At 72.3% G+C, this 13,449-nt stretch carries 11 protein-coding genes; 5 read left to right on the plus strand and 6 right to left on the minus strand.

Annotated features, from left to right (window positions below; genetic code table 11):
* Positions 1–44: 44 nt before the first annotated feature.
* The gene (locus tag ACIRL2_RS36330) at positions 45–998 is read left to right on the plus strand and encodes an EamA family transporter (protein WP_402238026.1); all 954 of its coding nucleotides are present in this window, start codon (positions 45–47) and stop codon (positions 996–998) included.
* Between the two features lie 646 nt (positions 999–1,644).
* Here ACIRL2_RS36330 and ACIRL2_RS36335 read toward each other — a convergent pair.
* From ACIRL2_RS36335 to ACIRL2_RS36355, 5 genes are all read right to left on the minus strand, one after another.
* Positions 1,645–3,147: a S1 family peptidase gene (locus ACIRL2_RS36335; RefSeq protein WP_402238029.1), complete on the minus strand. Its 1,503-nt coding sequence runs from the start codon at positions 3,145–3,147 to the stop codon at positions 1,645–1,647.
* Between the two features lie 206 nt (positions 3,148–3,353).
* A complete protein-coding gene (locus ACIRL2_RS36340) occupies positions 3,354–4,319 on the minus strand; it encodes a LysR family transcriptional regulator (protein WP_395860727.1) in 966 nt (321 codons plus the stop codon).
* A 296-nt stretch (positions 4,320–4,615) separates the two neighbouring features.
* Positions 4,616–6,064 (minus strand): DUF2252 domain-containing protein, encoded by a 1,449-nt coding sequence (locus ACIRL2_RS36345; protein WP_402238032.1) that lies wholly within the window; start codon positions 6,062–6,064, stop codon positions 4,616–4,618.
* A gap of 337 nt (positions 6,065–6,401) precedes the next feature.
* A complete protein-coding gene (locus tag ACIRL2_RS36350; protein WP_395860723.1) occupies positions 6,402–7,094 on the minus strand; it encodes a permease prefix domain 1-containing protein in 693 nt (230 codons plus the stop codon).
* Positions 7,091–7,435: a PadR family transcriptional regulator gene (locus ACIRL2_RS36355; RefSeq protein WP_395860721.1), complete on the minus strand. Its 345-nt coding sequence runs from the start codon at positions 7,433–7,435 to the stop codon at positions 7,091–7,093. The genes ACIRL2_RS36350 and ACIRL2_RS36355 overlap by 4 nt, the downstream gene beginning before the upstream one ends.
* A 131-nt stretch (positions 7,436–7,566) precedes the next feature.
* Between ACIRL2_RS36355 and ACIRL2_RS36360 the strand changes: the two genes are divergently transcribed.
* The 4 genes from ACIRL2_RS36360 (at position 7,567) to ACIRL2_RS36375 (ending at position 12,250) form a co-directional block, all read left to right on the plus strand.
* Positions 7,567–8,037, plus strand: coding sequence for a hypothetical protein (locus ACIRL2_RS36360; protein ID WP_402238035.1), 471 nt, complete (start codon positions 7,567–7,569; stop codon positions 8,035–8,037).
* 159 nt (positions 8,038–8,196) lie between these two features.
* Positions 8,197–9,582, plus strand: a complete 1,386-nt coding sequence (locus ACIRL2_RS36365; RefSeq protein ID WP_395860717.1) for a hypothetical protein — start codon at positions 8,197–8,199, stop codon at positions 9,580–9,582.
* Between the two features lie 95 nt (positions 9,583–9,677).
* Positions 9,678–10,979, plus strand: a complete 1,302-nt coding sequence (locus ACIRL2_RS36370) for an AAA family ATPase (protein WP_395860981.1) — start codon at positions 9,678–9,680, stop codon at positions 10,977–10,979.
* Entirely contained in the window at positions 10,976–12,250 is a 1,275-nt protein-coding gene (locus tag ACIRL2_RS36375; RefSeq protein WP_395860715.1) for a DUF2201 family putative metallopeptidase, read from the plus strand. Before ACIRL2_RS36370 ends, ACIRL2_RS36375 begins: the two co-directional genes overlap by 4 nt.
* 156 nt (positions 12,251–12,406) lie before the next feature.
* Here ACIRL2_RS36375 and ACIRL2_RS36380 read toward each other — a convergent pair.
* A partial coding sequence (locus ACIRL2_RS36380) for a carboxyl transferase domain-containing protein (RefSeq protein ID WP_402238039.1) occupies positions 12,407–13,449 on the minus strand: 1,043 nt, incomplete at its 5' end.

Below are 13,449 nucleotides of genomic sequence, written 5' to 3' on the forward strand. Positions count from 1 at the left end.
TCGGCTTAACTTATCGAGACATGGGGGCCACCTTGACTCCTCTAATGAGGGATCGACTGATGCCGTGGGCGGCTCTCGTCACCGTTTGGATCCTGTGGGGCTCGACGTATCTGGGCATTCGGTATGCGATCGAGACGATTCCCCCGCTGCTCTCGGCCGGAGTGCGGTTCCTGGCCGCCGGCCTGCTGATGTTCGCGGTGGTCGGACCCAGGCACGCGCGTGGCGCGCAGCGACCGACCTGGCCGCACCTGCGTTCGACCGCGATCATCGGTGGGCTGCTCCTGGTGGGCGGCAACGGGCTGGTCACCCTGGGCGAACAACACCTCGACTCGGGACTGGCCGCGTTGATCGTGGCGACGGTGCCGGTGTGGATGGTGCTGATCAACGCGGGAGTCACCAGGACGCGCGTGTCCGGCCCGGTCCTGCTCGCGCTGCTCCTGGGCACCGTCGGCATCGGCGTACTGGTCGGCGGCCCGGGCGGCGACGTGCACGCGGGCGGCACGGTCATGGTCCTGATCGCGTGCGTGTTGTGGGCGGCCGGCTCGGTGTACGCACGGAGCGCGCCGCTGCCGAAGCACCCGCTGGTGGTGGCCTCGTTGGAGATGATCACGGCCGGTGTGATCCTGCTCGTACTGGCCGCGCTGCGCGGCGAGTTCGGCCGGGTGGTGGTCGCCGACATCTCGACCGCCTCGTGGCTGGGCCTGGCCTGGCTCGTCTTCGCGGGCTCGATCGTCGCGTTCAGTGCGTACATGTACGTCAACAGTGTGCTCCCCAACGACACGGTGGCGACGTACGCGTACGTCAATCCGGTGATCGCGGTCCTGCTCGGCGCCGCGATCGCCCGCGAGTCGGTGGGCCCGAACGTGTACCTGGGCGGCGCGATCATCGTCGCCTCGGTGGTCTTGATCGTGGCCACCCGCTCACGCAGCCCCCACCCGCCCCGACCCACTCGCACCCGAGCCGCCGATGAGACGGCGGCGGCCGAACCGGCGAAATAGCCCGGCGCACCGGCCGCAGGGATTCCGCCCGGCGGGTGGGAACCCGTGGCGGGGACGAGGACACACAAGGGCGGGAACATTCCCACCGAGACCGACCGTGAGTTGTGGGACAGGGCCTGCCGGGGCGAGCGATCAGCCTTCGGCGACCTGCTCGACCGACACGCGCGCGCTGTCCCACAGCCACCTGTTTCGGCGCACCGCGTCGTCGGCTACCTCGAGCCGGACCCGAACGGAGGCCGGAATCCGCTGACATGCCCACCGGCCGTGCCCTGGACGGCGGGGGGAACCGAACCGGTCCTGAGGTACGCGTGCGCCTGCTCCGCCGGCTCGATCGCCGCGCGGAGCGGGCGCGCCCATCGCCGCGGCCGTCGCGCGCGGTTCCGGGACGGTCCCGGCGAAGTGGTCGAGCGAGCCGAGGGCGAGGGCCGACGCCCGGACCGCGTGCGGTGCGGACATCGGGCCGGCGACCGGGGTGCGGATCGTCGCGAAGGTGTCGCTCGGGACACCACCGCCGGCGGGGTACCGACCGAGCGCCGGACGCGGCACGGGTACAGGCGTCCGGATCGACGCCTGTACCCGTGCCGCGCGGGGCGTGCCCCACGAGGTCTGCTCACCTCGAGGTGTGCTCACCTCGGGGCTGCTCGGCTCAGGGCTTGCTCACCCCCAGCGTGTAGCTGCCCGAGCCGCTGTAGGCGTGCACGACGTAGCGGTAGCGACCGGCGGTTCCGTTGTAGTTGATCGTCTCGTTCGCCTGCGGTGTCGTGCCCGCGGCGACCTCGTTCCAGGCGGAGCCGTTCCACTTCTGCAGGGCCAGGTCGAAGTCGGTGCCGACGGGTCCGGTCAGGCAACCGGTGTGCGTGCCGGACGCCGTGGTCTCGTAGTACGAGTTGTTCGGCTGGATGGCCTGCGCGCCCGACGCGAGGGTGCCGGAGTAGGTGTTCTGCGCCCCGGCGCAACCGGTCGGCGGGGTGTCGCCGGTGACCAGGGTCAGTCCGTACGTCTGCAGGATCTCGTTGACCGGCTGGTGGTACGTCTCGCCGCCGGAGGAGCAGTTGCCGGATCCACCGGAGGTGACGCCCTGGGCCTGGCTGCCCGAGATGAACGACCCGCCGGAGTCGCCGGGTTCGGCGCACACCGTGGTGCGGGTGACGCCGGTGACGGTCCCCTGGGGGTAGGTCACGGACGTGTTGTGCTGCCGGATCGTGCCGCAGTGCCAACCGGTCGTGGAGCCGGAGCGGCAGATGGACGAGCCGGCCGGAGCCTGGGTGGAACCGGCGACGGGCACGGTGCCGGGATAGCGGTTGACGAGCGGCCGCGGGGTCCAGTTGGCGTTCGTGGCCACCCACGCGTAGTCGTTGCCGGGGAAGGAGGACGCCTGGAAGGTGCCCTGCGCAGCGCCGTTGCCGGTGGTGGTGGCGCCGGCGCGGCCGCAGTGGCCGGCGGTGACGAAGCCGTTCTGGGCGCCCCGGGTGATCGGGAACCCGATGGAGCAGCGGGAGGAGTTGTTGATGTTGTACGCGTCGCCGCCGCGCAGGTCGGCCAGCGCGCGGGGCTGCACGGTGGAGGGCACGATCTCGACGGCGGCGGCGTCGACACCGCTGTCCACGACGAAGGCGCGGGTACGGGCGGTGTCGTGGGACTGGACCACGACCTTGTTGGTGGCGACGTCGACATACCACAGCGGGGTGTCGACCGGTGTCCGGCGCAGCGCGGAGCGGTCGAGCGCCTCGCGGACTCGATCGAGGTCGGCGAGCGAGTGCGCGACCACGCGGGCGGTCGCTCCGTTCGCCTCGATGGTGCGCACATCGCGCCGGTCGGTGGTGGCGACCACGAACTGCGCGGAATCGCCGCTCAACCAGGCACCGGCCCAGTCGGCGCCCAGGCGTTGACGCAGGGCGGGCTCCTGGATCGCCGCGCGGTATTCGTTGGCCAGGCGGGCCTTGGCCGCGGTTTCGGTGAGGCCCAGATCGCGTTGGAGTGCCTCGACGACACCCTCGGGGGCGATGGGGGCCGGCTCGACGGGGACGACGAGGGCGTCGTCCGTGGTGGGGGATACGGGACTCGCTCCGGCCGTGGAGGCGGTGCCGCCGAGGGACAGGGCGGCGAGCAGAACGGCACAGGACATGGCCGCGACACGCTTGAGGCGCATGGGGACTCCTGTCGGTGGGGACGACAGAAACGTATCTGCGAGCGATGGGTCGAGGTACCTGTCAACAACCCCCTGTCGCGGTGTTATGGGTGGGCCGGCGGCGCTGTGCCGCAGGCCGGTCGCGACCTCCCGTCGTGAAGCCAAGTGCCTTGCCTTTGACGGAGATTGATGTGACGTCAGTCGGCGAGGGGAGAGCCGGCACGCGTTCAGTTCGCCGTTCCGTAGCCGTATCCGTCGTGCCGGGCGAGCCAGTCGACGTAGCGCGGTGCCTCTCGAACCGCCGCGGCGTGCGCGGCGCGGGCCTGGGCGGTCACCAGCGCGGCGGTCCGCGCGGCGGGAGCGTGCGGATGCCAGCCGATCAGATGCCGCCACGACAGCGGTACGCCCGCCAGCGGCACCCTGGCGATGCCGGGCGTCGCCGGCATCGTGGCTCTGCACAACCCGACGGCGCGGCCGACCTGGGCCAGGTGCACGCACGACGCCACGTCCGTCTCGTAGATCGCCTTCGGGGCGAATCCCGCCCGGGCGCACGCGGTGGAGAAGCAGTCGCCGAAACACCCCTCGCCCGGAACCACCACCCAGGTCTCGCCGGCCAGCGCGGCAAGGTCGGCCTCCCGCTCGCCGGCGAGCGGATGGTCGAGCGCGAGCATCAGGAAGACCGGATCGTTGCCGACCTCACGCCACGCGAGACCGTCGTGGTAGGCGGGGCGGCTCTCGCCGCACGCGCCGAGCAAGAGGAAATCCAGCCGCCCGGTGGCGACCATGCCGGCCAACTCCCGGTTGGACCACGACATGTACGTGGTGACCGCGTCGGCCCGATGGCCCTCCGCGAGGCGGTCCACCAGGCCGCCGAGTAACGGCCCGTGGGTTCCGCCGAGGCGGAACTTGGGGGTCACCTCGCCTCGGTTGGCGAACCGGACGGCCTCCTCCTGGAGTTCGCGGGCGGCGGGCAACAACACCCGGGCCCGGTCCAGGACCAGTTCGCCCAGCGGGGTCAACGTCACGCCCTCGCGGCCGCGCTCGAACAGGGCGCCGCCCAGGGCCTTTTCGATCCGCTTGAGTTGGGTGCTGAGGGCGGGCTGGGCCAGGCCCAACACGGCGGAGGCGCGGGTCAGACTGCCCGCATCCGCGATCGCCCGAATGGTGCGCAGATGGCGCAATTCCATGTCCATGCCCGGCAAGGTACGGCCGACAGGTGGCTGCTACAAGGGACTGACACACGTCACACGGCATCCGGCACAGACCCGAAAAGACCAACGGGACACCGCACCCGGAATCGAACCGCCGGCCGCGCCGAGCGGCCCCCGGCCGCGCGGGCACCTACGCGCGGAGCTCTTCGACGGGAGCGACAACCGCCGCGATCGTCGCGTGCCCGGCGCGACGCGGCGCGGCCCGGCTCGACCCGGTCCGGCTCGGACCGACCGGGCCGAGCCGGACCGGGCCGGGAGTGCCGCGGATCGGCGGGGCTTCAGGCGCTTTCGGCGGTGACGCGGCCGGTTTCGACGGCCTTCAGCAAAGACGCGTGGTCGCGCTCGTTCTGGTCGGCGTACGCCTCGGCGAACGTCGTCAGAGCTCGGTCGAAGCTGTCGCCGCCGCCCAGATAGGCGGCGATGGCGATGCGGTCGCCGGATCGGGCGTGGGCGCGGGCCAGGGTGGCGCCGCACAGTTCGCCGAACGCGCGCATGCCCCGCGGGACCATGAGCGAGGGTTCGGCGATGCCCTTCCAGTCGCGCAACTGCCTTACGTAGAAGTCCCGTTTGCGGCCGTCGATCCCGTCGACCCGTTCCCAGCCCAGGAGCATGTCGCCGGCGGACTGCATCAGGCGCTGGCCGGCGACGACCCGCTCTCCCTGGGTGGCGGTTTCGCCGGCGCCGACGTGGGCGGCCAGTACCGACTCGTCGGCCTCCTTGGCTTGGAGGATCAACGGGTCCCCTTCGTCCCGGCCGAGCAGGAGCAGGATCCAGCATCGGGTGCCGACGCTGCCGACGCCGACGACCTTGCGGGCCATGTCCACCACGGTGTACCGACCCAGCAGGTGTCGAAGGTCGGATCGCAGGGTGCGGCGATAGCGGTCGACCAGATCGCCGAGTCGGCGTTCGATCGCGTCGGGATCGCCGGCGGGCACGAACTCGGAGAGCGGGGTGATCAACGGCGGCGAGGAGATGAACCGAGGCTTGCCGTCTACCATGTGGGTGAGTTTGCCGAACGCCTGGAGGCTGTCCCGGGTACGCGCCTTGGCCAGAGTCTTGGAGAGCCGCTTGCGACCGCGCTTGTGCAACCGGCCCGACGCCAGGTCCCGCAGTAGCTCGGAGTCGGCCTTGGCGTACCACACGTCCAGGTCGCCCATGGCGGCGAAGCGGCGCATCTGCTCGCGGTAGGAGCGCACGGTGGTGCGGACGATGTCGGCGCGCTCGCGGTCGGTGTACTCGTTCTCCCGTCCCGCGATGACGAGACTGGTGGCCAGCCTCTTCACGTCCCACTCCCACGGGCCGGGCAACGTCTCGTCGAAGTCGTTGATGTCGAAGAGCAGGAGTCGCTCGGGCGAGGCCAGCAGTCGGAAGTTCAGCATGTGCGCGTCGCCGCACACCTGGGCCCGAAGGCCCGACATCGGCGTACCGGCGAGGTCGCCGGCCATGATCGCGGCGGCTCCCCGATAGAACCGGAACGGCGACTCGGACATGCGGCGGTAGCGGATCGGCACCAACTCCGGTACCCGTGAGGCCGATTGCTTCTCGATGACGTCGACCGGATCCGGCCGCTGCCGGGTCGGCGCGTATTCGGCGTGACTGGAACGGGACGCGTTCGCCCGCGCCGCCCGGCCCTTTTCGGCCCGCTCCCGGGGGGTGGGGCACGGAGCCCTGCGGGTGGCGACCTTCGGGTTCGCCCGGCGTGTGGCGGTTCCCGCCTTGGAGGTCATCGCAGGGCCTCCGGACTCGGGTCGGGATCCGCGATGCCGATTCGATCGGCAGGCGGGTGTGCGGTGCCGGAGCCTGGTGTGTGGACGGACATGGCGCTCCCGGTCCGGATCGACGATCTGGGCGAGGGCGGCACGCCGCCCTGTCCTCAGGAGACGTGGGACCGGCGGTTCGTGCGAGCCGGGTGCCTCGAACGTGTGACGGCTGTACGGCCGGGTGCCTCGAACGTGTGACGGTCCTGCCCATGGCGGGGCGCGACGCGATCACCCGATCGAAGCGGCGCCACGCCCCGCGATCGCGCCTTGCGTGCCCGCGACCACGCTTCGGCGGGTACCGGTGTCACCCGTACGGCAGCGCGGGGGTTGCGGCGGACAGGTGGGCGCAGTGTCGGCAGGCACGTGCCGAGTTCGCCATCACCGCGTGCGAGGCGGCGGCGAGCGTGCCGGCGCATGCGAGCAGGGGCCAATTCGTGGCCAGGAGCGAGGCGGTGGCGAGGGCGAGGGTCGTGACGGCCATGGCGACGCCGGCGATACCGGCGGCCCAGCCGACCACGAGCGGCAGCCGCTCGGGTGTCGGCAGCCGGCGGGCGAGCGCGCCGGTGGCGGCCAGGGTGGTGCCGGCCAGCAGCGCGGCGACGGTCGCGACGGCGGCCAGATGTACGGCCAACAGTTGTGCCACGTGCGGCAGTTGCCAGGAACGATCGTGGCCGGCGATACGGGCCAGGTACCAACAGGCGATCAGGACAGGGGCAGTGAGGGCCACCGTGCCGGCGGTGTGCCGGGCCTGGGCGATGGTCAGTTCGCGCTGGCAGCTCGGCGCGATCTCCTCGACGCTGCCGAACTCGCGTACCGCCTGGTGGGCGGCGCGTGGGTGGGGCATTCCGTCGTCGGCGTGGGCGGCGGCCGTGTCGGTGAGGCCGTCGCGGATCTCCTCGATCATCCGGGCCTTGGCGCGAGCCGGTCCGCGCAGGACGGCGGTCAGGGCCGCCACATGGTCGCCGATGGGGTCGACGTGGCCGGTGCCCGCGCTCATGTCGCCGCCGGCCCGGGCGACGGGGAGGGGTTCAGGACCGAGCCGATCGCCTTGGTGAACTCGCGCCACGCCGTGCGCTCGCCGGCCAGGGTGTGCCGTCCCGCGTCGGTGAGTTCGTAGCAGCGCCGCCGCCGTTCGCCCTCTGAGTGCCAGCTGCTGCTCAGCAGTCCGAGCCGCTCCAGTCGCTGGAGCGCCGGGTAGATCGTGCCGGTGCGCAATTCGAGTGCGCCATCGCTCCTGTGCTGTACCGCGGCGATGATCGCGTAGCCGTGCAACGGCCCCGATTCGAGCACGGCCAGCAACAGTCCGTCCAGGTGCCCGCGCACCGCGTCGGTCTTCATGAGTAGGCAGCCTACCCAAAAAAGCTGTAGGCGGTGTATGTATTGGCAGGCAATGTATCTACGTCGGTGCCGGGCGCGCTCCGCTGCGCTTCGCCCTGCCCTGCCCCGTTTTTCGAACAGGAGACCTCGCGGTGACCAAGCTGTTGTTGTCCGTGCACGTGCTCGCGGCGATCCTGGCGGTCGGATCGATCGCCGTGGCCGCCTCGATGTTTCCGCGATACGCACTCCGGGCGTGCGGCGACGACCCGAACGGGCGGGCCGCCGCGATCGCCGCGCTGCTGCACCGCGTCTGTCGCGGCTACGCCGTGGCCGGGCTCGCCGTACCGGGCTTCGGACTCGTCACCGGTGCCGCTCTCGGCGTCCTCACCGATGCCTGGCTGATCGTGTCACTCGTGCTGACCGTGATCGCCGCCGGCGTCCTCGCCCTGGCCGTGCTCCCCGACCAGCAGCGGTTGCTCGGGACCGCCGGCGGGCCCTCCGCCGGGGAGACGGCACGCCCGATGGCGACCCGCCTGAGCATGGTCACCGGCATCTTCAACCTCCTGTGGGCGATCGTCGTCGTCCTGATGATCGTCCGACCCGGCTCGACGACGGGCGCCTGACCCCGGGATCATCGCCGAACAGGCCCGGTGTGGAGGGGAGTTGGCGGCTGCCCGGGCCGTCGGCACCTGACAGATCGGGTCGGGAGCGATAGGCTCCCCCGCGATGACCACTCATGTTGTGAACCGATTGGGGGTCCCGTCCGCGCGAAGTGAGTGCTGATGCTCACTCGAACCGCGAACAGGGATTCCCGCCTTTCCTTGTGGCTGCGCGTGCGTGAGTTCGCCGTGCCGCCCGCCATGATCGACACCGCCACCGCCCGCCGGCATACCGGGGACTGGTCGGGGGCGTGCGCTGCGGCACGCGTCGATGTCGATCTCGATCTCCGCTCCTTGGCACGCACCCACGGCCGCGAGCTCGCGGCCCGGGTCCGGGACGATCTCCGCCACCTGGCTCCCGATCTGTTGCGCTGGCACATGCCGAGGATCGGCCCCGACGGGCTGCTGCGCCCGGGGCTGACCATGGCGTTGGCCCGATACGACGACCCGGATCGCGCGGGTGGCGGCCCGGTGTACCTGGTGGCTCGGACTCCGCCTGCCTGGGCGGACGCCGGTCAGCGGATCAGCCTGATGGTGTGGGACGGAACGCGTCGCGCGGCCGACGCCGAGCGACGCCGGCATCCGCACCCGCATCCCGACCGACGCTTTCGTCTCGATCTGCACCGTCACCTGTGGGACGCGCGCAGGAGCGGCGAACTGCGGATCCGGTCGGGGGCGGACCGGCTGCCCGCCGACGACCCCGCCGAGGCGCTCCCCGAACCCTGGCCGGCCCTGGCCCTGCCGGCGGGACGGAGCTGCGCGGTCGACCGGTGGGCGGCCGAGGCCGGCATCGTGCTCCGAGCCGAGGGCCGATCCACCGGCACGGTCACCGCGCGGATCGGCGTGCGACATCGGCTCGCCCTGGACCTGATCGCGGGCCGGGGCGATGTCGGGCCGCCCGTGCTGCGGATCTCGGCGGCGTCCGCCCGTGCCGCCGAGCCGACGATCCTGCCCGACGCCGCGACCTGGGTGCCGCCGGACCTGGAACTGATCCGGGCCGGCGCGATCGACGTGGATCGGCTGCACCCGCTGGTCGGCGCGGCACTGGCCCCGGATCACGCGCCGACCGAGCCGTCCCGCACCGGACACCCGGCGGGACCCCCGGCCGAGCGTCCGGTGGAGTGTCGGGGAGCCCGGCATCGGATCGGCCTGGTCGACGGAGTGCTGGTACCGCTGGACCACGACCCGGCCGAGATTCGCCGCGAGGAACTGCTTGCCGCACTCACCGGTACCCCACTGCCGTGTCTGCGGGTCATCGACGAGGTGCACCGTCGTCCGGAGTGCCTGACCGGTGTCCGCGAACGCCTGGACCACGGCGACTTCGCCGGGGCGTTGGCCGTCGTCGAAGGCCTGCTCGGCCCCGACGCGCTGCTGCGCGCCGGCGCGCTCCGCGACGAACTCGAGACGGCCGCACAACGACGGATCGTCCACGGGCTGTTCCGGGCCGGGCTGACCGAACCCGGACCCCGCCCGGACCGTCGCGGCCCGCGCCGCCGCCGCTCCCACTGACACCAAACCACCGGTCGATGCCCCGGGGACTCCCGTCCCCGTACCGACTCGACCCCTCACGAACCCGAAGGTGATCGCACATGCCCACATCCACCATGCCCACATCCACTCCGACCGCCACCACCACCGCTCCCCACGCCGACCCGGCCGGCGCCTCCCGAACCGATCCCCACGCCGACCCCGCCCACGCCTCCCGACTCGACGTCGCCGGCGACCTGTTGGCCCTGCTGCGGGAGACCGACACCGAGCCGCGCCCCGACCTGCAACTGGAGGCGCTGACCCTGGCCGTGGCCGCCGACCTGCCCGTGCTCCTGCTGGGCGAGCCGGGCATCGGCAAGACCGCGGCGCTGACCCGGCTCGCCGAGGCCCTGGACCTGCCGCTGACCACGGTGGTCGCCAGCGTGCACGAGCCGTCCGACTTCTCGGGTTTGCCGATCGTCGGCGACGATCCCGCCGAGCAGGGTGTGCCGATGGCCCCGCCGGACTGGGCGGTGCGCCTGGTCCGGGCCGGCCGAGGACTGTTGTTCCTGGACGAGTTGTCCACCGCGGCACCGGCCGTGCAGGCCGCGCTGCTGCGCCTGGTGCTCGAACGCCGGATCGGCGCCCTGCAACTGCCGCCCGGGGTACGGATCGTGGCCGCCGCCAATCCGCGATCCTCGGCCGCCGACGGCTGGGAGCTGAGCCCACCGCTGGCCAATCGATTCGTACACCTGCGGTGGACCCATGACCACGAGGTGGTGGTCCGCGGCCTGGGCGGGGTCTGGCCCCGGGCGACCCTGCCCACCCTGGACCCGGAACGACTCGCGGAGTCGGTGGCCTTCGCCCGCCGCGCGGTGTGCGGGCTCCTCACCGCCCGCCCGGCACTGGTACACCGACTGCCCAGCGGCGAGACCCGTCGGGGCGGCCCCTGGCCGTCCCCGCGAAGCTGGGAGATGGCGCTGTTTCTGACCGCCTTCGCGACCGCGGCCGGATCCACCCGCGAGGTGCTGTCCCTGCTGGTCCGAGGGGCCGTCGGAGACGGCCCCGGGCTGGAGTTGCTGGCCGGCCTGGACCGGATGGACCTCCCGGACCCCGAGGACCTGCTCGCCGACCCGGCGAGCGCCGTCCTGCCCGAGCGCGGGGATCTGCGCCAAGCCGTACTCGACGGCGTCGTGGAAGCGGTCCGCAAGCGCCCGGAGAAGGCCCGGTGGGACGCGGCGTGGGCGCTCCTGGTCCGGGCGTTGGACACCGGCGCGCCGGACCTGGTGGTCGTGCCCGCGAGCACCCTGGCCGCGCTGCGGCACGAGGACTGGGACGTACCGGCGTCGATCGATCGGCTCGCCGGAGCGGTGTCGCTGTCCCGACGGGCCGAGCGCGCGGCGGAGCGGGCGGGCGTCGCGGCGAAGGCCGATCGATGACGCCGGGCACGCCGGGCGGATCGGGCCCGCCGGGGACATTGGACCTGGACAAGCTCTACGCCGCCCGGTTGTACGCCGCCCGGGTCCGGCCGTACCTGGCCACGGCGCTGTTCGCCCTGCACATCGTGGAGTCGCGGTCGGTGCCGACGATGGCCGTCGACCGGCACTGGCGGTGCTATGTCTCGGCGAGGTTCGTGGACCGCATGCCGTTGGAGGAACTCGCCGGGGTGTGGGTGCACGAGGTGTCGCACCTGCTGCGCGACCATCACGGACGCGGAGACCGGGTCGCCCGCGAGCGCGAACTGCACGGCCCGGGGGAGCGACTGCGAATCAACATCGCCGCGGACTGCGAGATCAACGACGACGTGTTCGGCGACGGCTTGGTCCGGCCCGAAGGCGCGGTCGTGCCAGAGGCGTTGCACCTGCCCCGCGGCGAACTCATGGAGGACTACCTGCGCCTGTTCCGGCTCGGGCGGCTCACACAGAGCATGGTCTGGCTGGACTGCGGCAGCGGTGCCGACGGGCTGGAACGGGAGTGGGACCTGGGACCGGACGGCGCGCACGGGCTCAGCGGGCAGGAACGGGACGCCGTTCGGTTCCGGGTCGCGCAGGGCATCACGGCCCGTCCGGGGGACGCGCCGAAGGGGTGGCGGCGCTGGGCGGAGGAGGCGTTCCATCCGCCGCAGCCGTGGCGGGAGTTGCTGGGCGCGGCCGTGCGTTCGGCGAGTTCCGGGTCCGGCGCGGGGCAGGACTACTCGTACGGCCGGCCGGCGCGGCGCTCGGTGAGCCTGCCCGGCGTCGTGCTGCCGAGTCTGCGGCGCAGGCCGCCTCGGGTGGCGGTGGTCATCGACACGTCCGGGTCGGTCAGCGACGCCGAACTGGGCAGCGCGCTCCTGGAGGTGGCCGCGATCTCCCGTGCCGTGGGCGGCCGTCGGGACATGGTCACGGTCGTGCCGTGCGACGCGGCGGCCGATTTCGCACGATCGTTGTGCCATGAGGAGGGCATCGCGCTGATCGGCGGCGGGGGTACGGACCTGCGCACCGGCTTCGTGAAGGCGCTGCACACCCGGCCCCGACCGGACGTCGTGGTCGTGCTGACCGACGGGCAGACACCGTGGCCGGCCACGCAACCGCCGTGCCGGACGGTGGTGGGCCTGTTCCCCCGAGAGCGGAGATCGTCCCGGTACGAGAACGATCCCGACTACGTACCGGACACGCCGCCCGAGTGGGCGCGCGTGGTGGTCATCGATTCGGGATCCGGCGCTCGATGAGCGGACCCGGGACGGCGTACCGAGCCCGTCCGGGCCGCCGACGGCCCTTCGTCGACGACGGGTGCGGGTGAGGCCGCTGCCCGATGGGCAACGGCCTCACCCGCAAGGGTGGTGATCGCCTCGGATCGGCGCCGTCGAGCGGCACCGATCCAACGGTCAGCGCGCGATGCCGGCCTCGATGGCCTCGATGATCCGCGGGCGCAGTTCGGCGGCGCTGATGATCGCGTCCACCGAACCGACCTCGACCGCACGCCGGATGCTGTGCACCCGGTCGAACTCGGCGGCGACCTCGCCGAGTTTCTCCGCCCGGACGGCGGACTGGGTCTCGGCCAGCAGCGCGTTGAGCGCGGCGCGCTCGGCGCCGCCGGCCGCCGAGACCCGGGCCTGTAGCCCGGTCACCCGCGGGTCGGTCGCGGTGCGGTTGTTGACCTCGCCGGAGAAGACGACGGCCGCGGCCGGGGCGCCGCCGAGTACGGACGCGAACGAGCCCTCCAGGGCCAGGACGGTCATGTTCGGGTTGAGTGCCTTGGAGAAGACCACGAACGCGCCGCCGTGGTAGCGCGAGATCACGCAGAACACGATCGGACCGTCGAAGTTGACGATGGCCCGGCCGATTTCGGCGCCGTACTCGAGCTGGACCTTGCGCATGGATTCCGGTGATCCGTCGAACCCGGAGAGGTTCGCCAGCACCACGAGCGGCCGGTTGCCGGAGGCGGCGTTGATCGCCCGGGCGGTCTTCTTCGAGGACTGCGGGAACAGGGTGCCGGCGGTGTAGGTGTCCGGGCCGTCCGTGGGCGGGAAACCGCGTCGCGGAACCGGCCGAGACTCGATGCCGATCAGGCAGACCGGCCGCCCGCCGATGTGCACGTCCTGCACCGCCGCGGTGTCTGCGTCGGCCATGCCCGCCCAGCGCTCCAGCACCGGATGGTCCTGGTCGGAGAGCGCGCGCATCACGGTCCGGATGTCGAACGGCTTCTTGCGGTCCGGGTTGTGCTCCGCGGAGAAGATCTGGCCGACGGTGGTGAAGTCGCTGTCGGCGATCGTGTGCGGGAACTCGCGGACGTCGCGGTCGGACGGGTCCTTCGTGACCGCCTTGCGCGGCGCGCTCTCGCCGGGCACGACGTAGGTGTGGTCGTAGTGGGCCATCAGGACGTCGCGGGCGGCGGCGAGGTCGGGTGCCCAGTACTGGGCCTGGCCGT

Source organism: Embleya sp. NPDC127516, assembly GCF_044765325.1.
Classification (GTDB): domain Bacteria; phylum Actinomycetota; class Actinomycetes; order Streptomycetales; family Streptomycetaceae; genus Embleya.

Bases quoted from the DNA above. Each gene is read 5' to 3' on its own strand.
- ACIRL2_RS36330 (WP_402238026.1), top strand. From the start codon at position 45: ATGAGGGATCGACTGATGCCGTGGGCGGCTCTCGTCACCGTTTGGATC.
- ACIRL2_RS36335 (WP_402238029.1), bottom strand. From the start codon at position 3,147: ATGCGCCTCAAGCGTGTCGCGGCCATGTCCTGTGCCGTTCTGCTCGCC.
- ACIRL2_RS36340 (WP_395860727.1), bottom strand. From the start codon at position 4,319: ATGGACATGGAATTGCGCCATCTGCGCACCATTCGGGCGATCGCGGAT.
- ACIRL2_RS36345 (WP_402238032.1), bottom strand. From the start codon at position 6,064: ATGACCTCCAAGGCGGGAACCGCCACACGCCGGGCGAACCCGAAGGTC.
- ACIRL2_RS36350 (WP_395860723.1), bottom strand. From the start codon at position 7,094: ATGAGCGCGGGCACCGGCCACGTCGACCCCATCGGCGACCATGTGGCG.
- ACIRL2_RS36355 (WP_395860721.1), bottom strand. From the start codon at position 7,435: ATGAAGACCGACGCGGTGCGCGGGCACCTGGACGGACTGTTGCTGGCC.
- ACIRL2_RS36365 (WP_395860717.1), top strand. From the start codon at position 8,197: ATGCTCACTCGAACCGCGAACAGGGATTCCCGCCTTTCCTTGTGGCTG.
- ACIRL2_RS36370 (WP_395860981.1), top strand. From the start codon at position 9,678: ATGCCCACATCCACTCCGACCGCCACCACCACCGCTCCCCACGCCGAC.
- ACIRL2_RS36375 (WP_395860715.1), top strand. From the start codon at position 10,976: ATGACGCCGGGCACGCCGGGCGGATCGGGCCCGCCGGGGACATTGGAC.